The organism is Rhodospirillaceae bacterium (assembly GCA_016712715.1).
In the GTDB taxonomy this organism is placed as follows: Bacteria; Pseudomonadota; Alphaproteobacteria; order Dongiales; family Dongiaceae; genus Dongia.
Window position 1 is genome coordinate 1,070,316 of the sequence record JADJQM010000002.1, and the last position, 21,847, is coordinate 1,092,162.

At 63.4% G+C, this 21,847-nt stretch carries 22 protein-coding genes; 8 read left to right on the forward strand and 14 right to left on the reverse strand.

The window, feature by feature from the left end:
- Positions 1 to 3: 3 nt before the first annotated feature.
- Entirely contained in the window at positions 4 to 1,254 is a 1,251-nt protein-coding gene (locus tag IPK59_15900) for an MFS transporter (protein MBK8160181.1), read from the forward strand.
- Positions 1,255 to 1,525: 271 nt separating this feature from the next.
- On the opposite strand, the gene IPK59_15905 is transcribed toward IPK59_15900, so the two are convergent.
- Entirely contained in the window at positions 1,526 to 2,647 is a 1,122-nt protein-coding gene (locus IPK59_15905) for a cobalt-precorrin-5B (C(1))-methyltransferase (protein ID MBK8160182.1), read from the reverse strand.
- Positions 2,648 to 2,716: 69 nt separating this feature from the next.
- Here IPK59_15905 and cobA point away from each other — a divergent pair, with 69 nt between their 5' ends.
- The 4 genes from cobA to IPK59_15925 all read left to right on the forward strand — a co-directional run bounded on the left by cobA (position 2,717) and on the right by IPK59_15925 (position 6,970).
- Positions 2,717 to 3,556, forward strand: coding sequence for a uroporphyrinogen-III C-methyltransferase (gene cobA / locus IPK59_15910; protein MBK8160183.1), 840 nt, complete (start codon positions 2,717 to 2,719; stop codon positions 3,554 to 3,556).
- Between the two features lie 9 nt (positions 3,557 to 3,565).
- Complete coding sequence (locus IPK59_15915; protein MBK8160184.1) at positions 3,566 to 4,888, forward strand: cobyrinate a,c-diamide synthase; 1,323 nt, start codon at positions 3,566 to 3,568, stop codon at positions 4,886 to 4,888.
- A gap of 145 nt (positions 4,889 to 5,033) precedes the next feature.
- On the forward strand, positions 5,034 to 5,618 hold the full coding sequence (locus IPK59_15920; protein ID MBK8160185.1) for a HupE/UreJ family protein: 585 nt from the start codon (positions 5,034 to 5,036) through the stop codon (positions 5,616 to 5,618).
- Between the two features lie 206 nt (positions 5,619 to 5,824).
- Positions 5,825 to 6,970 (forward strand): MFS transporter, encoded by a 1,146-nt coding sequence (locus tag IPK59_15925; protein ID MBK8160186.1) that lies wholly within the window; start codon positions 5,825 to 5,827, stop codon positions 6,968 to 6,970.
- Here the strand turns inward: IPK59_15925 and IPK59_15930 are convergent.
- Positions 6,967 to 7,449 (reverse strand): ASCH domain-containing protein, encoded by a 483-nt coding sequence (locus IPK59_15930; GenBank protein ID MBK8160187.1) that lies wholly within the window; start codon positions 7,447 to 7,449, stop codon positions 6,967 to 6,969. The genes IPK59_15925 and IPK59_15930 overlap by 4 nt on opposite strands.
- Positions 7,450 to 7,587: 138 nt before the next feature.
- On the opposite strand from IPK59_15930, the gene IPK59_15935 reads away from it, so the two are divergent.
- On the forward strand, positions 7,588 to 8,082 hold the full coding sequence (locus tag IPK59_15935) for a PAS domain-containing protein (GenBank protein MBK8160188.1): 495 nt from the start codon (positions 7,588 to 7,590) through the stop codon (positions 8,080 to 8,082).
- 10 nt (positions 8,083 to 8,092) lie between these two features.
- Here IPK59_15935 and IPK59_15940 read toward each other — a convergent pair whose 3' ends face one another.
- Together IPK59_15940 and IPK59_15945 are read right to left on the reverse strand one after the other, a co-directional pair.
- Entirely contained in the window at positions 8,093 to 8,383 is a 291-nt protein-coding gene (locus IPK59_15940) for a 4a-hydroxytetrahydrobiopterin dehydratase (protein ID MBK8160189.1), read from the reverse strand.
- A 20-nt stretch (positions 8,384 to 8,403) separates the two neighbouring features.
- Positions 8,404 to 9,012 carry a hypothetical protein gene (locus IPK59_15945; protein ID MBK8160190.1) on the reverse strand — a complete coding sequence of 203 codons (609 nt, stop codon included), beginning with the start codon at positions 9,010 to 9,012 and terminating at the stop codon, positions 8,404 to 8,406.
- Positions 9,013 to 9,227: 215 nt separating this feature from the next.
- Between IPK59_15945 and IPK59_15950 the strand changes: the two genes are divergently transcribed.
- Both IPK59_15950 and IPK59_15955 read left to right on the forward strand, forming a co-directional pair.
- The gene (locus IPK59_15950) at positions 9,228 to 9,770 is read left to right on the forward strand and encodes a hypothetical protein (GenBank protein ID MBK8160191.1); all 543 of its coding nucleotides are present in this window, start codon (positions 9,228 to 9,230) and stop codon (positions 9,768 to 9,770) included.
- A 205-nt stretch (positions 9,771 to 9,975) separates the two neighbouring features.
- Positions 9,976 to 11,799: a HAMP domain-containing histidine kinase gene (locus tag IPK59_15955; protein MBK8160192.1), complete on the forward strand. Its 1,824-nt coding sequence runs from the start codon at positions 9,976 to 9,978 to the stop codon at positions 11,797 to 11,799.
- A 38-nt stretch (positions 11,800 to 11,837) separates the two neighbouring features.
- Here IPK59_15955 and IPK59_15960 read toward each other — a convergent pair whose 3' ends face one another.
- The 10 genes from IPK59_15960 to radA all read right to left on the reverse strand — a co-directional run bounded on the left by IPK59_15960 (position 11,838) and on the right by radA (position 21,843).
- Complete coding sequence (locus IPK59_15960; protein MBK8160193.1) at positions 11,838 to 12,812, reverse strand: Hsp33 family molecular chaperone HslO; 975 nt, start codon at positions 12,810 to 12,812, stop codon at positions 11,838 to 11,840.
- A 10-nt stretch (positions 12,813 to 12,822) separates the two neighbouring features.
- Positions 12,823 to 13,749, reverse strand: coding sequence for an ornithine carbamoyltransferase (argF, locus tag IPK59_15965; GenBank protein MBK8160194.1), 927 nt, complete (start codon positions 13,747 to 13,749; stop codon positions 12,823 to 12,825).
- A gap of 2 nt (positions 13,750 to 13,751) precedes the next feature.
- Positions 13,752 to 14,945, reverse strand: a complete 1,194-nt coding sequence (locus IPK59_15970; GenBank protein ID MBK8160195.1) for an aspartate aminotransferase family protein — start codon at positions 14,943 to 14,945, stop codon at positions 13,752 to 13,754.
- A 101-nt stretch (positions 14,946 to 15,046) separates the two neighbouring features.
- On the reverse strand, positions 15,047 to 15,526 hold the full coding sequence (locus tag IPK59_15975; GenBank protein MBK8160196.1) for a GNAT family N-acetyltransferase: 480 nt from the start codon (positions 15,524 to 15,526) through the stop codon (positions 15,047 to 15,049).
- A 226-nt stretch (positions 15,527 to 15,752) separates the two neighbouring features.
- Positions 15,753 to 16,565: an ABC transporter permease gene (locus tag IPK59_15980; protein ID MBK8160197.1), complete on the reverse strand. Its 813-nt coding sequence runs from the start codon at positions 16,563 to 16,565 to the stop codon at positions 15,753 to 15,755.
- Entirely contained in the window at positions 16,565 to 17,362 is a 798-nt protein-coding gene (locus tag IPK59_15985) for an ABC transporter permease (GenBank protein ID MBK8160198.1), read from the reverse strand. Before IPK59_15985 ends, IPK59_15980 begins: the two co-directional genes overlap by 1 nt.
- A 63-nt stretch (positions 17,363 to 17,425) precedes the next feature.
- The gene (locus IPK59_15990) at positions 17,426 to 18,154 is read right to left on the reverse strand and encodes an SDR family NAD(P)-dependent oxidoreductase (GenBank protein ID MBK8160199.1); all 729 of its coding nucleotides are present in this window, start codon (positions 18,152 to 18,154) and stop codon (positions 17,426 to 17,428) included.
- Positions 18,155 to 18,156: 2 nt separating this feature from the next.
- Positions 18,157 to 19,614: an amidophosphoribosyltransferase gene (locus IPK59_15995; protein MBK8160200.1), complete on the reverse strand. Its 1,458-nt coding sequence runs from the start codon at positions 19,612 to 19,614 to the stop codon at positions 18,157 to 18,159.
- Between the two features lie 25 nt (positions 19,615 to 19,639).
- The gene (locus IPK59_16000) at positions 19,640 to 20,365 is read right to left on the reverse strand and encodes a CvpA family protein (GenBank protein MBK8160201.1); all 726 of its coding nucleotides are present in this window, start codon (positions 20,363 to 20,365) and stop codon (positions 19,640 to 19,642) included.
- Positions 20,362 to 21,843, reverse strand: coding sequence for a DNA repair protein RadA (gene radA, locus IPK59_16005; GenBank protein MBK8160202.1), 1,482 nt, complete (start codon positions 21,841 to 21,843; stop codon positions 20,362 to 20,364). Before radA ends, IPK59_16000 begins: the two co-directional genes overlap by 4 nt.
- Positions 21,844 to 21,847 lie beyond the last annotated feature (4 nt).

Here is a 21,847-nt window from a genome sequence, read left to right on the forward strand (position 1 = left end):
CCGATGCCGGGCCGTGGCGATGCGGGTTCGATCTGGCGGCAGGCGGATTTCCGCAACCTCATCGCGGCCCTTGGCATCTCGCAACTGGGCGCCAAGCTGGCGCGCGAGGCATTGCCGCTGACCGCGGTCCTCGTCCTTGGGGCAGGACCCTTGGCCATGAGCGGGTTGACCGCAGCCAGTGCGCTTCCCACCTTGCTGCTGGCGCTTCATGCCGGCGCATTCCTCGACCGGGTGCGGCGCCGGCCGGCGATGATCCTTGCCGACCTGCTGCGCTTTCTGCTGCTGCTTTCGGTGCCGGTGGCGGCTTTCCTGGGCCTGCTCGGCATCGGCCAGCTATGCCTGGTTGCCTTCTGCGTCTCGGCGGCGACACTCGCCTTCGACATTGCCGACCAGGCCTATCTGCCGGGACTTGTGGGGCAGGACCGCATCCTGCGTGCCAATGCCGTCAAGGAAGCGACCGATGCGTCGACGGAGATCGTCGGTCCACCGCTGGGCGGCGTGCTGGTGCAGACAATCGGCGGACCGCTGACGATCCTGCTCGATGCGGTGAGCTATCTGATTTCGGCCCTGTTGCTGTGGCGCATCGGCGTGGGCGAGCCAAGGCCGGCGCCCCAGGCGGCGCTCAATCTGCGGCGAGAGATCGCCGATGGCCTGCGCGTGATGTGGCGCGATTCTGTGCTGCGGCCGCTGCTCTATGCACGCTTCATCCGGACGTTCTTCGGCGGCATGCTGGGGCCCCTTTATGTGCTCTATCTGGTGAGCGATCTCAAACTGTCGCCGGCCATGCTGGGTATCGTCGTCGCGGTCGGTGGCATTGCCAGTCTCATCGGCGCCGCCGCCGTACCGCGCCTGGCAACAATCCTGCCGGTCGGTCCTGGCCTTATTCTGGCCTTCGCCATCAAGACCCTCGGCCTTGCCTGCATCCCCCTGGCCGGGAGCCTCAGTGGCGTCGCGCCCTATCTGGTCCTGCCGCTCCTGCTGGCACAGCAGATCCTGGCCGATGGCAGCACCGGTCATTTCGCCGTGGTCGAGCGCAGCCTGCGCCAGCGGCGCGTGCCGCCTGAACTGCTGGGGCGTGCCGGCGCCACGACCCGCCTCGTCAATGACGGACCGGTACCTTTCGCGGCCTTGCTCGGCGGGGTTATCGCCGAACACTACGGCATCACCATCGTCATGTGGCTCGCCGTTGCCGGCTATGCCCTGTCGCCGACCGTGACGTTCTTTTCCGGCGTCAGGCGGGTGCGGAATATCTAGCGGGCTGGCAAATACCTGCCACAAGCAACGCGGAGAAAATGACGGGCACTATGTGCGTCGCGGTCATGGAATTTCGGGATCGGCATAACCAGACCCTGGCTGCTCCTAGGGGATCTGCGACGAATGGCACATGGAAGGACAGGTGAATGAGGCACCCTTTCGTGATCAGTGCCGTCAGGGCCGCGATGCTGGCAGCCTGCACCGGCGGGGCGCCGGCATTTCCGTGACATCAAGAAGGCGGTTGCTGATGCGACCGCGCCGATCCCTGAATTCAGCGCGGCGTGAACCCGGCTTCTCCCACCATGTTTCCCTTGCGGTCGAAGACCAGCAATTCGATGTCGATCTGATGATCGGATTCTTTGAGGGCCACCTCACGTGCCGATCGTGCGATATCGGTGCCGATGGGGATGCCGGCTTCGGTGCACAATTCCAGCGCTTCCATGGCCGTGTTGCCGGCGCGGATACGGTCAGCCAGTTCGGCGCTGCCGCCAAGTGCCGTGGCGCGCTCGGCAAGACGCGCGAGGTCTACCTGGCTGCGGCCGGAATGGAGGTCGAGATGGCCTTCGGCAAGCTTCGCCATCTTGGCAAAGCCACCGGCGAGTGTCAGGTGCTGGATCGGATGATGGCGCAGATACTTCAACACGCCGCCGGCAAAGTCGCCCATGTCGATGAAGGCGAATTCCGGCAGGTCGTGAATCTTCGCCACCGCCGCTTCCGTGGTAGACCCGGTGCAAGCGGCGGCATGATTCAAGCCCGCCGCGCGGATCACGTCGATACCGCGATGGATCGAGGCGATCCAGGCCGCGCAGGAAAAGGGGTGCACGATCCCTGTCGTGCCGAGAATGGAAATTCCGCCGACGATGCCGAGGCGCGGGTTCCAGGTCTGCTTGGCGATCTCCGCCCCGCCGATGACCGAGATGGTGATTTCCGCATCCGGATGCGTGCCGTGGGTGGCGGCAATTTCGGCCAGCACAGCCGCCATCATCGCCCTGGGGGCGGGGTTGATGGCCGGCTCCCCAGGTGGAATCAGCAGGCCGGCCTTGGTCACGGTGCCGACCCCCTCGCCGGCTTTGAAGACGGTGCCGGAACCTGCCGGCAAACGCCGGACTGAGGCACGAATATGGGCGCCATGGGTCACATCCGGGTCATCACCGGCATCCTTGATGATGCCCACGCTGGCAGAATCTGCCCCCAAGGCTGGTTCCAGGAGTGGAAAGGTCGGCTTTTCGCCCTTTGGCAGCGTTATTGACACGGAATCAGCAAATTTTCCGGTCAAAAGGGCTGAAAATGCCGCCTTTGTGGCCGCTGTGGCGCAGCAACCGGTGGTCCAGCCGCGCCGCAATTCGCCATCAGGGCGCCGGACATTGCCGGATATCGTCTTTTTGTCGCTCATGACGCTATTTTATGGGCCGATGTCTTTTGCTGGCTAGTGCGGCGGCGATACTGAGCTAATTTAGCGTTCATGAATAAGCTATTCGCGACATTGCCGGATCTGGAACCGGGCTGGGTCTGGTTGACCGGCGCCGGTCCGGGCGATCCCGGCCTCCTGACCATGCTCGCCGTCAAGGCGCTGAGCACGGCGGATGTCATCGTCTATGACGCCCTGGTCGACAAATCCATTCTCGACCTCGCCCGTCCGGGCGCCGTCCTCGAATATGCCGGCAAGCGCGGCGGCAAGCCGTCGGCCAAGCAGCCCGACATCTCGCTGCGTTTGGTGCAGTTGGCGCGGGATGGCAAGCGTGTGCTGCGCCTCAAAGGTGGCGACCCCTTCGTGTTTGGCCGTGGCGGCGAGGAAGCGCTGACCCTGGTCGATAACAACATTCCCTTTCGCATCGTGCCGGGTATTTCTGCCGGGATCGGCGGTCTCGCTTACGCCGGCATTCCGGTCACCCATCGCGACTGCAACGCGGCGGTCGCCTTCGTCACCGGCCATGATGCCACCGGCGAGATTCCCGATTCGGTCGATTGGGCGTCTCTTGCCAAGGGCGCCCCGGTGATCGTGCTCTACATGGCCTTGAAGCATATCGAGCGCATCGCCGAACGGCTGATGGCGGGTGGCCGCCTGGCCAGCGAGCCGGTGGCCGTCATCGCCAAGGCGACGACCGCCGAGCAGCGCGTGCTGGAGACCACTTTGGCGCGCGCGGCCATCGACGTGGCCGAAGCCGGCATCGAACCGCCGGCCATGGTGGTGGTGGGCGAAGTGGTGCGCCTGCGCGCGGCGATGGACTGGCTGGGCGCGCTGGGTGGCAAGCGCCTCGTGTCGGATCCGCTCGGCCAGCGCCAGCAAGACCAGACCGGCTAAGGCAAGATCTTGGCCCGGGGCCTCATCATCGCCGCCCCGTCCTCGGGCAGCGGCAAGACCCTCATCACCCTGTCACTCCTCAGCCTGCTGAAGGCGCGCGGGATCCGCGTGGCCGGTTGCAAGGCCGGGCCCGATTACATCGACCCGGAATTCCACGCCGCCGCCACGGGCGTCCCTTGCTTCAACCTCGACATCTGGGCCATGCGCTCGGCATCGCTGGGAAATTTGCTGTCGCATCAAGCGGCGCTGGCCGATCTCGTCATTGTCGAAGGGGTCATGGGTCTGTTCGACGGCGTGCCCGGCAAAGGCGGCCGCGACAACGGCTCCACGGCACAACTCGCGCGCCATCTGAATCTGCCGATCCTGCTGGTGGTCAACGCCAAGGGACAGGGGGCGACTGCCGGTGCCGTGCTTGAAGGCTTGATGCGCCACGACCCGGCGTTGAACTTCGCCGGCGTGATCTTCAACAATGTCGGCGGCGGGGTTCACGGTGAAATTCTGGCCGCCGCCGCCGCGACGGCCGGCATCAAGGTGCTGGGCTACCTGCCGCGTGTTCCCGCCCTCAAGGTGCCGGAACGCCATCTCGGCCTCGTCCAGGCGCGCGAGCATCAAGGCCTCGACGACTTCTTTGCCGCCGCCCGCAACGCCTTCATCGATTGCCTCGATCTCGACGGCATTGCAGATGCGGCCGGCTCGATCAACGCCGTCGACGCCAAGCTCACGCCCTTGCTGCCGCCCTTGGGTCAGCGCATTGCCGTGGCCGACGATGCAGCCTTCGCCTTCGCCTATCCCTTCCATCTCAAAGCCTGGGCAGCAGCGGGTGCCGAGATCACCTCGTTCTCGCCGCTCGCCAACGAAGCGCCGCGCGCGGATGCCGATGCTGTCTACCTCCCCGGCGGCTATCCCGAACTCCATGCCGGACGTCTGGCCGGCAATGCGGCCTTCATGGACGGCCTGCGCTCGGCCGCCGCAAGCAACACGCTCATCTATGGCGAATGCGGCGGCTACATGGCTCTGGGTGCCGGCATGGTCGATGCCGCGGGCGCCCGCCACGCCATGGCCGGGCTGCTGCCGGTCGAAACCAGCTTCGCGGCGCGCAAGCTCCATCTCGGCTATCGCCAGGCGACACTCCTCGATGCGGCACCCTTCGGTGCAGGGCTGGCTTCGTTCCGCGGCCACGAATTCCACTATGCCAGCATCCTCAGCGAGGGTGCTGGCCCGGCCCTGTTCCAGGCCACGGATTCCCGCGGTCGCGATCTCGGCCCCGTCGGCCGCCGCCAGGGCAGCGTCATGGGCTCCTTCATGCATCTCATCGACCGGGTCGCGGATTGAACCGCTTGCCAAGGGTCGGCGCTTTCATGCACCTTGGACTTCTCAGTTGATTGAGACGCGACGCGACCAATAAACGCGCTGTCAGGGATAAGGCGCCCGCGGATCTGTCACGAGGCAACCATCATCCGTTTGCCGAGGACATATCATGACCAGGACCCTGACCCGCCTCGCGGCCGCGGCCGCGCTCATCTCTCTTGCCACACCCGCCTTCGCCCATACCGGGCATCACGCCGCCGGATTTGCGGCCGGTCTCGCGCACCCCTTCAGCGGTCTCGACCACCTGCTGGCCATGGCCGGTATCGGCGTCTGGGCCGCGCAATTGGGCGGCCACAATCGCTGGCGGGTGCCGCTGGCCTTTGTCGGCACCATGCTTCTCGGTGCCGGACTGGCGCTGGTTGGTTTCCCATTGCCGCAGGTGGGACTTGGCATCGCCGGCTCGGTCATCGCCATCGGCCTCCTCGTCGGCCTCGGGACGAAGCTGCCAAATGCTGCCGCCATCGCCCTGGCGGCGCTGGTGGCCCTTTTCCACGGCCATGCCCATGGCACCGAACTGCCGACGATGGCCTCGGCCTGGAACTATGGCATGGGCTTCGTGCTAGCCACCAGCTTGCTTCACATGGCGGGGCTCGGGCTTGGCCATATTGCGTTCCGAACCGCGCGGCCCGTGCTCCTCAAGCTTGCCGGTCTGGCAACGGCGCTGGCCGGGGGCGTCTTGGTCGCTGGCATCTGATCTCTGCTGCAGCGCGGCCATCCGCCCGAGTTCGTCACGGCGCGGATGGCCGCTATGCAAAGCCGTGCCTCGCATCGCCGGGCGCAATCGCTATGATGGCGCGGTCAGGTCAATCAGAACCGCGATAAAGCGATCATTCCATCACCATGAATACCGAAGCCCTCGCCACCCGACCCACTCTGGGTCGATCCCCCTGGCATGCGCCCGTGACGCGCCCGGGTCCGGTATTGTTCGCCACCCTGTTCACCCTCGATTCCGTCGCCCGCGCCATCATCGCACCCGTCATTCCGCTGGAGGCGCTGCATCTCCTGGGGTCGGCCCGCAATGTCAGCGTCGCGGTGACAGTGGCCGGCATCGCCGGCGTCTGCATGTCCCTGGTGCTGCCGACCATCATCCATCGCTGGCGGCCGCGGGCCAGCTACCTGCTGGCGATCGCCTTGCTCGGCATCGCCTCGTTGCTGATGGCCTCTCAGACCCTCACCGGCTTCGGTCTCGGCTGGATGCTGCGGGCGATGGCGGCCGCCGGTCTGCTCGGCCTCCTCAACATCTATATCGCAGGCTTCATCGAGAAGCGCGACCTCGCCAAGTCGGAGCCGCTGCGCACATTCTTTTCCGCGACCGCCTGGGTCGGCGGACCGTTTCTCGGCATCCGACTCTACGAATGGTCGCCCATTCTGCCCTTCCTGGTGTCGATCGCCGCGGCGATCATCCTGTTCGTTTATTTTCGCGCGCTCAATCTGCAGGCACCATCGCCGAGCCTGAGCGGAACCAGCTTTACACCCTTGCGCAACATCAGCCGTTTCTTCGTTCAGAAGCGCCTGGTGCTGGCCTGGGTGCTCAATTTCGGCCGTGAGATGTGGTGGGTGACCCTGTTCACCTATGCGCCGATCTATCTGGTGCAGGCCGGCAAGCCCAATGTCGAAGCCGGCGACCTCATCTCCTCCTGCACGGCCTTGCTGTTCGTCAGCCTGTTCCTTGGCTGGCTCGGTCGTCGCATTGGCCTCAGGCGTTTCATCGCCGGCGCCTTCATCTGGGTGTCAGCCGCGACCTTTGCCGTGGTCTGGTTCAGCGATGACCCGGATCTGGTCAATCTCATGCTGATCCTCTCGGCGGTGGGCGCCGTCTCGCTGGATTCAGTCTGTGTCGTGACCTTCCTGCGCGCCGTGCGTGGGTGGGAGCGGCCGCAGATGACCATGGTCTTCAGCATCTATCGTGACGCAGCAGCTCTCATTCCACCTGCCATCTTCGCACTGCTGCTGAGCTTCTTTCCGCTGCCGGTGGTGTTTCTGGTGAATGCGAGCTTTGCGCTCTTCTGCGGCCTGCTGGCTCTTAAGCTGCCGCGCGGTCTCTAGGCCGGCCGCGGATAGAGCAATTCGAAACACTCGCACACGACCAGCATATCCGGCCGCCATGCCAGGCCGAGCCGCGCGCAGCTCCGGCCGAAGAAACCTTCATGGGCGTCCTGCCAATAGGCAAGGCTCCCATCGCCTTCGCCCTCCACGGCGGCGAAGTCGGCATCGACGTCGCGAAAGGGCAATATCTCGACGCGGGTCGAACGCAGCACCATCAGCGGCGCGCCGTGGAAATCGGTGACGAGGCTGAGGCCGCCGGTCTGTGGCAAGGGCAGTCCTTCGGCTTCCATTTCAGCGAGCAAGCCTGTGGTCGCGCGCTTCCGGCCCATGAGGACCAGCTTGGCCAAATTGTCGGCAAGCTCCGGACTGTCACCAAAGAACCAGATGTCGTGCGGCAGATCCTGCGGCAAGGATGCGACATGCTGCCGGGCAATCTCCCAGAAGTCGTCGAGGATCGCCGTCCTTTTGCGCGTTGCCATCGTCAACCTATCTTCCAGTTACCCCGATACACAATATGCCAGAAAGATGGTCGGTCCGTAGGGTGGAACATGTTAGTCTTCCGGCGTCACACCTTGTCGGGCAGTGGACCGGTTGATGAAGGATCGGGAGTATCTTAGGTGACAGGACTTTTTCCTGATTTCTCGCCATCTTCCGAATTCATCACCTCCGACCGCATTCATCGGCTTGAAGTCTATTGGGAATCCTGTCGTCGCGACCGGCCAACACCCTTGCGTACCGACATAGAGCCTGGCGACATCGCTGACTTGCTTCCCAACGTTGTCATGGCGGAGATTGAAGATCCGTTTCGGGTGCGCTATCGGCTGGTCGGCACAAAGGTGGTCGATTTCAACCGACTCGACTTCACCGGCAGGTATCTCGACGAGTTGCGCTGGGATATAGGCGGACGCTATACGCGGGCCTATCGTCTTCTGGCCGAGGCGTGCCAGCCGCTCTATGGCATCGATGCCTGGCCCCTGGCCGGCGCCATGAGCGGTCGAAGTGAAGTCGTGATGCTTCCCTTATCGAGTGACGGCCACAGAATAGATCGCTGTCTTTCCCTGGAGGACTTCCTGTTCTCCCAGCACGAACTGCCGATCGAGACTCCCAACTAGGTAGCGAAGCTCATGCCCCCAGTTTATCGATGTCCAGGGCAAGCTTGACGTCGCGTGCGCTCAGCCCCTTGCAGTCATGGGTGGTGAGCGTGATCTCGACCCGGTTATAGACGTTTGACCATTCGGGATGATGGTCCTGTGCTTGCGCCAACAAGGCGACCTTGCTCATGAAACCCCAGGCCTCGACAAAATCCTTGAAGCGGAAGCTGCGCTGGATGGCGTCCTTGCCCGCCACCATTTGCCAGGCAGGCAATGTGGTGAGGGCAGCAGTGCGTTCGGTCTCGGTCAGCTTCGCGATCATGTTTTTGATCCTGGTTCAGTTCAGCGGATGAGGGGCGCCAGATATTGCGGAATGCTCTTCTCAAGACGCTGGTTGAGATCCTTCATCGCCGCGTCGAGCAGGTTGAACAGCATCGCCTCGCGCTGATTGAGCGTCATGTTCTCCGGCACTGTCTGCGAGCGGGTGACTGTCTCGGTGACGGTGCCGGATTTGCCGCTGATCGGGTTGCCGGCGTCAAGGCGCACGGTGATGGCGAGATCGTAGCGGTCTGACTGTTCCGTCTTGAGCGCCGCGCTGATGCCGCTGGAACGGGGGAGGGGGACGCGTACGGCACGGGCCTCGACCACGGTATAGGTCGCCTGGCCGCGCTCACCCGCCGCCTGCAGCCGCTCGCGCGCCCAATCCGCCACCAGCGTTTCCGGAGCTTCCGGGTAGTCGGCAGCGTTGTCGTCGGGGTGCTCGGCACTGCGATACCCAGACAGGATCTCGATCCGGGCGACATCGAGCCGGATCGGCGCCAGGTGCTGGAACGTGATCTCGGGGAAACGCTGCCGCGCCGGCGGCGTGTCACAGGCAGCAAGGCTGGCCGATGCGACGAGGCCGAGCAGCAGCAGGCCAATCTGGCGTGGAACAAAGGCTAGGACACTCATGGCGGATACCGACTCGCGTACAGTGGATGGGTTGTGACCAGCAGAACCTGCCATATCTCGCATGGTTCCGCAGCGCTCCAAGGGGGGCCGCCCAGGACCGGGCGGGCTGCACGGGCGGCAAGCCCATATACAGTTGCAAATGAGTTGCAATTGCATATGGGCTTGTCTAGGATGTGCGGCGGGGGGACAGATTCCATAAGTCACAAGGATTGCGCATGGCCGCCAACGACAATGCCTGCACCGATCACACGGACAGCCTGCTGGCAGAGGATGCCAGCGAGATCTTTATCGAATCGCTGCCCTTTGCCAGCCAGTTCGCGATCTGGGCGGCACGCAGTTGGGTCACGGCCCTGAAGCTCGACCAGCCTTTCGAGGTGGTCAGCGGTGGCACTTTCCGCCGGCTTGACCTGTTGCCGGCCCAAATCGCGCTCGATGGTTTCTTTCGCACGGTCGCCAGTTCGGCCACTCAGCTGATCGATATCCGCTGCATGAAGTGCCGCTATGTCAGTGCCGACGAGATGATCTTCCATCAGGCGCTCTCCGGCGCGCAGCAGGGGGATTCCTTTGCTGCCTATCATGCTCTGCGCAACTGGCTGCCGCCGGCTGCCGCGCGCATTGCCTTCGGCTCCCTCAAGACACTCGCCACTCAACTCGCGCAGGCCGATCTGCGCCTGGCATCACCGACGACTGTCGCGTCGTCGGTGGACAAGCCGGCGCTTATGAATGAGCGGGCGATGCCCTCTCTGGCGCTTCACTAAATGTGCCGAGCGGATTTTTCTCCCAGGCAAATATACCAATTGCTCTAAGGTGTTAGCAATCAATTAACCTTGTACCATCAGGCGACCCGTCTCATGATTGCGAGATGACGCCCAGGAGAAATTCGACCCGGCCCTGCCGCCAAAATGTATCGGCTGGCTGTGCTGCATTGAGTATCGTGCAGGGCGGTCGGGTGTGGCCGCTATCATGATGCAGATTGTCGAGCATGCATCGCAGACAGCCCCCCAGGCCAATGTCGATTACGCCGGCAACAGGCAAAAAAACCGCCCGGCTGGACGAGCCTCGCTCCTGCTGATCGCCATTCCGCTGGTGATATTGCTGGTGGGTTGCCTTGCCACCTATGCTGTCTATGGCGAGCTGCTGCGGCGCGCCGAAGATCTGTGGCGCGAAGGGGCGCAGAACCAAACTGAACGGCTTGATGCGGCGTTTGCCGATGCGCTGCGGGCGACTCAGGTGCCCCTGCGCGCAATTACCGGCCTGTTCCTGGGATCGGAAACCGTCACCAGGGTGGAGTTTGAACGGGCTGTAGCGGCGCTCGCCAGAAATGATCTGGCGCCCGGCGATATTTCTATTGCCCATCTCCTCGCCGATGAGGGTGGCGACTATTACATGCCCTTCGGTATTGGCCTCGAGCGCTACGGCAAAGTCAGCCGCGATCCGGTCAACTGGTCAGGCCTGGAGAGCGCGGTGGCATTGGCCGCGCAGCAACCGCAACACCTGCTGTTGTCCCCACATCCCATGTTCGAGGACGATATTGGTCCACGCTTTGCGCTGGTGGTTGCCCTCGCCACCGGAGACAGTCCGCCATTGCTGGTGGCGCCGCTCAATCTCGAGGAGATCCTCGCGAACTTTGTGGCGGCCAATGTACCGCCCGGCCTCCACCTCAGTGTTTCCCATGGAGCCTTGATCGAGAGCGAACTCTATCCGATCGCCTACCGACCGCTACCAGCCCAACCGGGCTTCAACATGCTCGACCAGTTCCAGGTCGCAGCGATGCAGACATTGGCTTCCCGCATTGTCTATGCCGGGGCAGAGTGGCAGCTCACCTGGGCTGTGGCGCCGACCTATCAGGGCGGCCCGAACCGCAACCTGGCCAATGCGGTGCTCATCGGCGGGCTCTGCTTCTCGGTCCTCTGTGCCCTGCTGTTTCTTCTGGCGCGGCATGAGATCAAGCGTGAACGCGCGCTGTCGGCGACCGCCAAGCAGGCCGCCGACATGTTCCGCCAGCATATGGTGCAGTTGTCCCTGGCCCGCGATGCGGCCGAGCAAGCCAATCGTGCCAAATCACAGTTCCTGGCCAATATGAGTCACGAATTGCGCACACCGTTGAATGCCATCATCGGCTTCTCGGACATGATGAAACTCGGCATTGGCGGCCGGGTGGAGAATGAGCGGCACCTGGAATGCGTCAAGCATATCAGCGACAGCGGCACGTTGCTGTTCAAGCTCATCGACCAGCTGTTCGATACGGCCAAGATCGAGAGTGGGCAGCTTGAGCTCACGGAAGAACCGCACGATGCCGTTGCCTTGGCGCGCGAGGCTATTGCATTGGTGCAGCCGGTCGCCAATACCAAGCAGATCCGCCTCACCTTGGAAGCTGGTGCGGATCTCCCGGCCTGGCTGGTCGATTATCGCGCGGCGTTGCAGATCCTCAACAATCTCCTCACCAATGCGGTGAAGTTCTCCGGCCGGGACACGGTCGTGGAAACGCGCCTGCAATCCATGGCGGATGGCGGCCTGATGATCGCGGTCATCGATCAAGGCCCCGGCATTGCGCCTGAGATCCTGCCCCGGATATTCGATCGCTTCTCGCGCGGCGATCCCATGGTCTCAGGGAAGGAAGAAGGACTTGGCCTTGGGCTCTGGATCGTGCGCAACCTGGTCGAGATGCATCGCGGCGGCATCAGCGTGGAAAGCGTGGTGGGACAGGGCACCACCATCAGGATGCGCTTTCCACCCCCGGCCAGCGTTCGGTCGGCGATAGATCCAGCAACCATTCCCGCCGATTGATGTCGGCGCCCCCAGATTCCTGCGTATGAAAATCCGGCTCAGGCGCCCGGTGTGACGTCACCCAGCGCAAAGCGGTACTCGCTGTTGCAGAATTCGCAGGTCACGACCAGCGCGCCATCGATGGCCAGGTCCTGGAGTTCGTCTGCCGCCAGTGATTTGAGGACATTCTCGACACGGCCGCGCGAGCAGCGGCACTGCGCCTTGAGATCGTGACCGCTGAAGACGCGAACGCCGTCTTCATGGAACAGGCGATAGAGCAGATCATGCATGCCGGTCTCTGGCCCCAGCAGCTCCCTGTCCTGGGTGCTGGCCATCAGGACGACGGCCCGACGCCAGGCATCTTCCGCTTCTTCGGTGCCGGCATCGAAGGAATCCTCGTTGCGGCCATGCCAATCATGGGGTGTCGAGCCGTCCGGCGTCCAGCCACCTTGCGACGTGCCTTGCATCGGCAGGCGCTGCAGCATGATGGCGCCGGCGCGCCAGCCGCCGGGATGATGCTCGACGGCGAGCTTGAACGCCGCCTGCAGCTGTTCCGACTGCCGGAAATAATGATGGATGCATTCCACAAGGCTGGTGCCTTCCAGCTCGACAATGCCCTGGTAGCGCTCGGCATGCTCGCCCTGGTCCACGGTAAAGGCGAGATAGCCGCCACCGGTCAAACGCATGAGATTGGCGGAGGCTGCCGGTATGGCGACCACCGCTTTCTCGTCGAACTGCGCATAGCCGCGCACATTGCCGGCCGACGTCACGTCGGCGACCAGCACCTTGACGGCGCCATTGCCCTTGGCCTGCAGGGTGAAGACACCCTCATACTTCAACGTCGCCGCCAGGATGGCCGCCAACGCCATCATCTCCGTGAGGAGATGCGCCACAGGTTCCGGATAGGCGTGTTTGGCGATGATTTCGCTCGCCACCTGGTCGATGCGGATCAGGCGGCCACGGACGCCATGGCCCTCGATCTGGAACGGTTGGACATAGTCGCTGGCGGGTGGGGCTTGGACGGCTGCTTCCATGGATTTCATACTAAAGCAGACCGAGGCACCAATAAAGAATCCCCTGCTGGGCATGCAAGCGATTCTCCGCCTCTTCCCAGACCACCGATTGCGGCCCGTCGATGACCGCGGCGGTCATTTCGTCGCCGCGATGGGCCGGCAGGCAATGCATGAAAATAGCATCGGCTTTGGCCAGCTTCATCAGCTTCTCGTCGACCTGGAAACGGCGCAGTTGTTCAGTGCGGTCGAAGGAATCGGCATCGCCCATCGAGACCCAGGTGTCGGTCACGATACAATCAGCGCCCTTCACGGCTTCCTGCGGATTGTCGGAAATCTTCACCTTGCCGCCTTGTTCATGCGCCCAGTTGATGACGTCGCGCGGTGGCGCCAGATTGGCGGGGCAGGCGATGTTGAGTTCGAAGTCGAAGCGAACGGCGGCGTGGATCCAGCTCGTCGCCATGTTGTTGCCGTCGCCCGACCAGGTCACGCGCTTGCCCTTGATCGGCCCCCGATGTTCCTCGAAGGTCATGACATCGGCCATCAGCTGGCAGGGATGGGTGCGGTCGGTCAAGCCGTTGATGACCGGCACGGTGGCGTGTTCGGCCAATTCCATCAGCTTCTGCTCGCGCGTGGTCCGGACCATGATGCAATCGACATAGCGCGACAGCACGCGGGCGGTATCGGCCACGGTTTCGCCACGGCCGAGCTGCGAGCTTTCACGTTCAAGGACGACAACCTCGCCGCCCAGCCGCTTCATGCCGATCTCGAACGAGACGCGGGTGCGGGTCGATGGCTTCTCGAAGATCATGGCCAGCGCCTTGCCGGCGAAAGGCTTTTCGTTGCCGTCCGGAAAATTCTTGGCCTTCACGGCTTTCGACGTGTCGATGATGCGCCTGAGATCGGCGGCCGACATGATATCGAGGTCGAGGAAGTGCTTTGGTGTCGTGGTCTGGGTCATTTTCAGGCAGCCTTGGCTTGGGCCGCGACGGCGGCCAGCATGTCGATGGCGGAATCGATCTCCGCGTTGGTGACGATGAGCGGCGGCAACAGGCGGATGGTGTTGTCGGCGGCACCCACGGTCAGCAGACCGACACCGCGCAGACTTTCCACCATCTCTGTATTGACGACACCGCTCGCGCATTTGAGGCCGCGCATCAAACCCTTGCCGCGCTTGCCCTCGAATGCGCCGGGGAATCGTCGCAGCAACTCGTCGATGCGCGCATCGAGGTGCGCGCCGACCTTGTTCACCGCCGGCAGGAAGTCATCGGCCAGGATGATGTCGAGCACGGCATTGCCGACCGCCATGGCGAGCGGGTTGCCGCCGAAGGTGGTGCCGTGGGACCCCGGACCGAAAGCTGCCGCCACCTTGTTGCTGGCAAGGCAGACGCCCATCGGGAAACCGCCGCCGATGCCCTTGGCGGTGGCGACGATATCCGGGGTGACGCCGGCCCATTCATGGGCAAAGAACTTGCCGGTCCGCCCGACGCCCGACTGCACTTCGTCGAACATCAGCAGCAGCCCGAATTCGTCGCACACCTTGCGCAGGCCTTGCAGGAACTCGATATCGGCGGCGCGCATGCCGCCTTCGCCCTGTACCGGCTCGATCATGATGGCGGCCGTCTCCGGCCCCACCTTGGCGCGCACTTCATTGAGGTTGTTGAAGGCGCAATGATCGAACCCGTCCACCACCGGGGCATAGCCCTTGAGGTATTTCTCGTTGCCGGCGGCGGCCAGGGTCGAGAGGGTGCGGCCGTGGAACGAGCCTTCAAAGGCGATGACGCGATAACGTGCCGGATCGCCGAAATCATCCTGGTATTTGCGAATGAGCTTCAGGCCGCACTCGATCGCCTCGGCGCCGGAATTGGCGAAGAAGGCCTGGTCGGCGAAGGTGGCGGCGGTCAGGCGTTCGGCAAGCCGCGTCTGTCCCGGCACCTGATAGAGGTTGGAGGTGTGCCACAGCTTCTGCGCCTGGTCGACCAGGGCCTTCACCAGATGCGGATGGCTGTGCCCCAGTGCCGTCACGGCGATGCCGCTGGCAAAATCGAGGAAACGTCGGCCGTCCGCCGTGAAGAGATAGGCCCCTTCGCCGCGCTCGAAGGCGAGTTCGGAACGGGCATAGGTCTGCATCAGGCTGGAGGGCTTTTGGACGGTCATTTTTGCCTCTGAAGGGTCGAAAAAGGGCTCATTCATGCTGGAAAGCGGCGACTATCGGGAGATGGCTCCCCGCTGTCAACCGGCGAGGGGGAATTGGGGGGTCATCGCGAAAGCTTCTTGCTCATATAGACGGTGGTTCCGTTCATAAAGGCCTCCTCCCGCTCCACGACATAGCCCAGTCGCCGATAGAGCAGGACATTGGCCTCAAATGCGCCGTTTGTGAGCAGGCGGAGTTCGAAGCAGCCCGCGTCCATGGCCTTCTGCTCGGCATGGGCGAGGAGGTGCCGCCCGATCCCCTGGCCTTGGGCGGCTGGCGCGACGGCGACATTCTCGATCCAAAGGTGATCAGGGCGCTGCATGGTTTCGATCAATCCGACGATGGGGCCACCTATCCGGCCCTGCTCGACCATGACATCGAATTGGTGTTCCAGCAGGGCCTGGCCGTAATCGGTTCGCATCGGCAGCGGCTCGCGGCCGATCACCGGCACCCATTTGGCATAGGCGGCGTGCACGATATCGGTGATCGCCGCAGCCTCGTGCGGTTCGGCCGGCCGGATCATGAAGGTGAAATCGCGCGTCATGGCTGTTGTTCCAGAATATGGACATGAAAAACCCCGCCGACCGGTTGGGTGGGCAGGGATACTTTGGTGGACGGTGGCTGGGACCTATCGTCCCGCTGGTATTCCCGTTCGCGCCAAAAGCTGAGCCTTCCGCACCTTGATGCAGAATCGACGTCGCTGGGCAGATGCGGAAATATGCGTGGACATGCGGCCATCCTAAAAAGGAAAGGTGACGCGGTCAAGTTAGCTAGGGTTTGAGGCGATAACCGCGCCGGAACCAGGTGTAGGCCAGGGCAAAGAGCATCGCGTTCATCGCCAGCAGCACGGCAGCGCCGATCCAGGGATTGGACGAGCCGGTGCCGGTCATGCCGAAGCGGAAGCCGTCGATGATGTAAAAGACGGGGTTGAGGCGCACCAGTTCCTGCGCCAGCGGCGGCAGGTTTTCGACCCGGTAGAACAGGCCCGACAGGAAGGAAAGCGGCAGCAGCAGGAAGGTATGGACCGCGGCATAGGAGTCCCATTTCTCCGCCCAGATGCCGACCAGGATGCCGATCAAGCCATGCATCATGGTGCCCATGATGGCAAAGAACAGGATCGCCCAGGGCTGCACAAAGGTGAGGTCGGCAAAGAACAAGGTGATGAGGGCGACCGCGATGCCGACGGCGCTCCCCGCGAGACAGGCGCCCGCGAGATAGCCGCAGACACGTTCGACGGAGGAGAGCGGCGCCATGAGAAGATCTGCCATCACCCGTTCATGCTTGTCGAAGATGAACGAGCCGCAGGCATTTTCGAACGCTTTTTCGCAGGCGACGAAGATGATGAGGCCGGGGGCGATGAAGTTGAGGAGATCCGCATTGCTGCCGCTGCTCCCGCCCACGGTGCGGATCGCCAGATGGAAGACGGCAAGATAGAGCAGGCTGGAAACCACGGGGCCGAGGATCTGGTAATTATAGTCCTTGAGGCCGCGGCTGGTTTCGCGCCGTGCCAGCGTGAACAGGCCCAGCCAGTTGACCGCACCGAAGCGCCGCAGCCGGCCGCTATGCGAGAGAATACCCGCCATCATGCCTTCAACCGGCTGCCGCGCTCAAAACTCAGGTAATTGGCGAGCAGCAGGGCGGCGTTGACGCCGATCAGCGCCAGGGCACCCAGCAGCAGCGACCCGTCGGCATGGCCTATGAAGCCATAGCGAAAGCCGTCGATCATGTAGAAGAAGGGGTTGAGATGGGCGAGCACCTGCCCGAACTCAGGCAGGCGCGCCGTCGAATAGAAGGTGCCGGACAGGAAGGCCAGCGGCGTGATGATGAAATTCGTCACCGCTGCCATATGGTCGAACTTCTCGGCATAGATCCCGGCGACGATGCCGAGCTGCGCCAGCATCAGGCTGGCCATGATGCCGTAGAACAGCAGGGGCAGCACATTGCTGACCTGCAGCGGCACGAACAGCCAGATGGCGGCCGCGGTCGCAACACCCACCACCAGGCCCCGTGTCAGACCACCCAGGGCCAGGCCCAGCGTGATCTCCAGTGCTGACAGTGGGGGCATCAGCAGGTCGACGATATTGCCCTGGATCTTGGCGATCATCAGCGAGGAGGAGGCGTTGGCAAAGGCGTTCTGCGTCATCGCCATCATGATGAGGCCGGGTGCCAGGAATTCCATGTAGGGAACGCCGCCCACCAGTTCGACCGAATGGCCCATGGCCAGCACGAAGATCGCCAGGAACAGGAGCGTCGTCACCATCGGCGCCAGCACCGTCTGCGTGCCCACGGCCAGGAAGCGGCGCACCTCCTTCCGGTAGAGGGTCCAGAGGCCGATCCAGTTGACGGCACCATAGCGGCGCGGGGTGAGGGCGGGGATCATGATGGCGGGAAGGTAGGGCCCTCTGCTGTCGCGCGCAAATGCGTTCTCTGCAAGGGGCCCGTGCTACTGTGCCTTCACCATTTCGCCATTGCCGGTGAAGGTGGCGGTGGCCAGCTCGACGAACTTGTCCATGATCTCGTCCGGCGTCTTCAGGCTCTGCGGATCTTCGCCGGGATAGGCCTTGGCGCGCATGCGGGTGCGGGTGCGGCCGGGGTCGATCATGTTGGCGCGCACCTTGGTCTGCTGGATTTCCTGGGCATAGATGCCAACCATCATCTCCAGCGCCGCCTTGGAAATGGCGTAGGTGCCCCAATAGGCGCGGGGACCGCGCGCGGCGCCTGAGGTGAGGAAGATGGCCCGCCCGGCATCGGATTGCCGCAGCAATGGATCCAGCGAGCGCAGCAGGCGCCAGTTGGCAGTGAGGTTGATGTCGATGACCTCCTGGAACTCCTTGGGCGAAATATGCCCGAGAGGTGAGAGGGTGCCGAGCACACCTGCATTGCCGACCAGGATGTCGAGCTTGCCGAAGCGCTCGTAAAGTGCGGCACCCAGCCGGTCGATGGCGTCGAAATCCTTGAGGTCGAAGGGCACCAGCAGGCTGGTCTTGCCGCTGATGCCGCGGATTTCGTCATCGAGTTCCTCAAGCCCGCCGGTGGTCCGCGCGGTGAGGATCAGCTCGGCGCCTTCTTTGGCATAGGCTCTGGCGATGGCGGCACCGATGCCGCGCGAGGCGCCGGTGACAAGGGCGATACGCCCGGCGAGTCTGCCGGGCTTAGCAACGGTCGCCGTCATGCTTAAGCGCTCTTTTCGGCCAGCAGCGAGAGCTGCGTGATGTTCTCGTTGCTCTGGTCGGTAAGCTCGGTCGGATAGTCGCCGGTGAAGCAGGCATCGCAATATTGCGGCGATTTGCTGTTGCGGCCCTCGGCATGGCCCATGGCGCGGTAGAGGCCATCCAATGAAATGAAGGCGAGGGAATCGCAGCCGATGAAATCGGCCATTTCCTGGACGCTCATGCGCGCGGCCAGCAGCTTGCTGCGCTCCGGCGTATCGATGCCGTAGAAGCAGGAATAGGAGGTGGGCGGGCTGGAGATGCGCATATGCACCTCGGTGGCGCCGGCCTGGCGCATCATCTCGACGATCTTCTTCGAGGTGGTGCCGCGCACGATCGAATCATCGACCAGGATGATGCGCTTGCCGCTGACCTTCGCACGGTTGGCATTGTGCTTCAGCTTGACGCCGAGATGACGGATCTGGTCGGTGGGTTCGATGAAGGTGCGGCCGACATAGTGGTTGCGGATGATGCCGTATTCGAACGGGATGCCCGACCCTTCGGCATAACCCAGTGCCGCCGGCACGCCGGAATCCGGCACCGGGATGACCACGTCCGCATCGACGCCGGCTTCCTTGGCGAGTTCCGCGCCGATGCGCTTGCGTGCATCATAGACGCTGACACCTTCCATGACGGAATCGGGCCGGGCGAAGTAGATGTATTCGAACACGCAGAAGCGATGCTTGGTGGGCGAGAAGGGACGCAGCGAGGTGACGCCGTTCTTGTCCAGGATCACCATTTCGCCGGCTTCGACATCGCGGATGTAATCGGCGCTCATGATGTCGAGCGCACAGGTCTCCGAGGCGAGGATGTAGCCGTCGCCGAGCTTGCCCAGCACCATCGGCCTGACACCCAGCGGATCGCGCACACCGATCACCATGTCCTTGGCGATGGCGACGATCGAATAGGCGCCTTCGACCTGGTGCAGCGCATTGATCAAACGATCCACCACGTTGCCGCGGAGATGCGTCGCCATCAGATGCGGGATGACTTCGGTGTCGGAGGAAGCCTGGAAGATCGAGCCGCGCTTCACCATCTCGCGGCGGATCGCGGCGGCATTGGTGAGGTTGCCGTTATGGCCGATGGCGATGCCGCCGAAGGCGAGTTCGGCGAAGAAGGGTTGTACGTTGCGGAGCGCCGTTTCGCCGGTGGTCGAATAGCGCACATGGCCAATGGCGGCGCGGCCCTTCAGGCGGCCGACCACGTCGTGATGCGAGAAATTGTCGGCGACATGACCCATCGCGCGATGGGCATGGAAATCCTCGCCATCGTGAGACACGATGCCGGCTGCTTCCTGGCCTCGGTGCTGCAGGGCATGGAGGCCCAGAACGGTGCGGGTGGCGGCTTCTTCGACACCAAAGATGCCGATAATGCCGCACTCCTCCTTCAATTTGTCGTCATCGAAGGGATTGGTCGTGAGCATCGGCATTTACCTTTTTCCGGCCGGGTTATTCGGAACCCTGGATGAGTCGGTTTAGGTCGTTGCGTTCGGCGTCCTTATACCCCGATCCGTCGCCTTGTCCACCCGGTTCTTGGCCATCAGCACCTTCGTTTGTGCTGCTTGGCCCTGTGCCGGTTGCATTGGTGCCATTCGTATTCGACGGATCCGGTGTAATCGTCTGCAGGGCGTTGCCGAGCTGCTGACCCTGATCGACCGCTTTCAGCCCCTGATTTATGGCGTCTTCGCCGGTTTTCAGCAGATCTTCGGGGAGCAGCGTCTCGATGAAATTCGCCCCGCGCTCGACAACCGGCAAGAGCCTCGCTTCAGTCACGATATCCGGAAATTCGGTGCGGTTGGGCTGGAAGAAGGTGAGCAGGATGAAGGCGGCGCAGACCACCACAGACCCGCGCACGAGCCCGAAGACCAGACCCAGCGACCGGTCGAGCGCGCCCAGCCCATTGCCACGGACCTGCGCCGAAATCCAGTGATTGAGCATGCCGCAAAGGACCAGCGTCACAACGAAGATGCCGATGCCGGCGGCAATATCCGCCAGCAGGGGCTCCGCGATGTATTGCCGCATGAGCGCTCGGCCAGGGGCGAAAAAGGCCACGGTGGCGATGACGGCGCCGATCCAGCCCAGGATCGACAACATCTCCTTGATGAACCCGCGTGAAAAGGCCAGCAGGGTGGAGAGACCGATCACGCCGAGGATGATGAGATCGAGGAAATTCACCGCGGCCCTTCCTTTGTTGGAGACTTGTCTCCTGCGTGCTGCTGTCTGCTGGCGGCCACCGTCGCCTGCAGCGCGTTCGAACGAACCTCATTATAGAGCCAATCGATCATTTCTTGGAGATGTCCGATTTCGATAAGCTCCAGTCCTTCGACTTTCAGTTTCTTGGCCGCGGCCTGATTGAGGCGCTTTGGCAAGATGGCGCGCTTGAATCCGAGCTTGGCCGCTTCCTTGAGCCGAGTTTCAGCCTGCGCCACCATGCGTACCTCGCCGGAAAGGCCGATCTCGCCAAAGGCGATGAGGTCGGAGGGTACCGGCCGGTCGGAGAGCGAGGAAATGAGGGCCAGCGCCACGGAAAGGTCGGCTGCCGGCTCGCTGATGCGCAGGCCGCCGGCGATGTTGAGATAGACCTCGCTGCCGGCCAACCCTAAACCGCAACGCGTCTCGAGCACGGCCAGCGTCATGGCAAGGCGCGCACTGTCCCAGCCGACCACGGCGCGGCGCGGGGTGGCGAGCGGCGAGGGTGAGACCAGGGCCTGCACCTCGACCAGCACGGGACGGGTGCCCTCGATGCCGGCAAAGACCGAGACGCCGGAAATATTGCCGTGGCGTTCGGCGAGGAACAGCGCGGAGGGGTTGGGCACTTCGGCGAGGCCCCGATCGGTCATCTCGAAGACGCCGATTTCATTCGCCGGGCCGAAGCGGTTCTTGACGGAGCGCAGGATTCGGAAGTGATGACCGCGTTCGCCTTCGAAATAGAGCACCGTATCGACCATGTGCTCCAGCACCCGGGGACCCGCGATCTGGCCTTCCTTGGTGACGTGACCCACCAGCAGCAGGGTGAAGCCACGGGATTTCGCAAGCCGGATCAATTCGGCGGAACAGGTCCGCACCTGCGCCACGGTACCGGGCGCCGAATCGAGGCTGTCGAGATAGAGCGTCTGAATGGAATCGATGACGACGACCTGCGGCGCATCGGGCCGGTCGAGGCTCGCCATGATGTCGCGCAAGGATGTGGCGGCGGCAAGCTCGGTGGTGATATCGGCAGGCTTGTGTCCATCGGGTCCGAGGCCCAGGCGGCGCGCCCGAAGCTGCACCTGTTCCACGGCCTCTTCACCGGAAATATAGGCGACACGGACGCCGCGCAGCATGGTGGCTACCTGCAGCATCAGGGTCGATTTGCCGATCCCGGGATCGCCGCCGATCAGCACGGCCGAGCCGCGCACCAGGCCGCCCCCGGTGACGCGGTCGAATTCCGCCATGCCGGTCGGGCGGCGGATGGTCTGCGGCACGTCGCCGTCGAGCGCCACGAAGGTGACGCCCTTGCCGCGCTTGCCGGAAAGGCCCTTGGGCACGTCGCCGCCGCCAACGGGCTCCTCGACGATCGAGTTCCAGGCACCGCACGCCTCGCATTTGCCGGCCCATTTCGGGAAGGCGGAACCGCAGGACTGGCAGACATAGTTGCGAAGGGCTTTGGCCATCACG

Excerpts from the sequence above, each read along its gene's own strand:
- IPK59_15905 (MBK8160182.1), bottom strand. The coding sequence starts at position 2,647 with ATGAGCGACAAAAAGACGATATCCGGCAATGTCCGGCGCCCTGATGGC.
- IPK59_15975 (MBK8160196.1), bottom strand. The coding sequence starts at position 15,526 with ATGACGCGCGATTTCACCTTCATGATCCGGCCGGCCGAACCGCACGAG.
- IPK59_15945 (MBK8160190.1), bottom strand. The coding sequence starts at position 9,012 with ATGAGTGTCCTAGCCTTTGTTCCACGCCAGATTGGCCTGCTGCTGCTC.
- IPK59_15940 (MBK8160189.1), bottom strand. The coding sequence starts at position 8,383 with ATGATCGCGAAGCTGACCGAGACCGAACGCACTGCTGCCCTCACCACA.
- radA (MBK8160202.1), bottom strand. The coding sequence starts at position 21,843 with ATGGCCAAAGCCCTTCGCAACTATGTCTGCCAGTCCTGCGGTTCCGCC.
- IPK59_15950 (MBK8160191.1), top strand. The coding sequence starts at position 9,228 with ATGGCCGCCAACGACAATGCCTGCACCGATCACACGGACAGCCTGCTG.
- IPK59_15960 (MBK8160193.1), bottom strand. The coding sequence starts at position 12,812 with ATGGAAGCAGCCGTCCAAGCCCCACCCGCCAGCGACTATGTCCAACCG.
- IPK59_15980 (MBK8160197.1), bottom strand. The coding sequence starts at position 16,565 with ATGGCGGGTATTCTCTCGCATAGCGGCCGGCTGCGGCGCTTCGGTGCG.
- IPK59_15985 (MBK8160198.1), bottom strand. The coding sequence starts at position 17,362 with ATGATCCCCGCCCTCACCCCGCGCCGCTATGGTGCCGTCAACTGGATC.
- cobA (MBK8160183.1), top strand. The coding sequence starts at position 2,717 with ATGAATAAGCTATTCGCGACATTGCCGGATCTGGAACCGGGCTGGGTC.
- IPK59_15955 (MBK8160192.1), top strand. The coding sequence starts at position 9,976 with ATGATGCAGATTGTCGAGCATGCATCGCAGACAGCCCCCCAGGCCAAT.
- IPK59_15930 (MBK8160187.1), bottom strand. The coding sequence starts at position 7,449 with ATGGCAACGCGCAAAAGGACGGCGATCCTCGACGACTTCTGGGAGATT.
- IPK59_15970 (MBK8160195.1), bottom strand. The coding sequence starts at position 14,945 with ATGACCGTCCAAAAGCCCTCCAGCCTGATGCAGACCTATGCCCGTTCC.
- IPK59_15920 (MBK8160185.1), top strand. The coding sequence starts at position 5,034 with ATGACCAGGACCCTGACCCGCCTCGCGGCCGCGGCCGCGCTCATCTCT.
- argF (MBK8160194.1), bottom strand. The coding sequence starts at position 13,749 with ATGACCCAGACCACGACACCAAAGCACTTCCTCGACCTCGATATCATG.
- IPK59_15995 (MBK8160200.1), bottom strand. The coding sequence starts at position 19,614 with ATGCTCACGACCAATCCCTTCGATGACGACAAATTGAAGGAGGAGTGC.
- IPK59_15900 (MBK8160181.1), top strand. The coding sequence starts at position 4 with ATGCCGGGCCGTGGCGATGCGGGTTCGATCTGGCGGCAGGCGGATTTC.
- IPK59_15990 (MBK8160199.1), bottom strand. The coding sequence starts at position 18,154 with ATGACGGCGACCGTTGCTAAGCCCGGCAGACTCGCCGGGCGTATCGCC.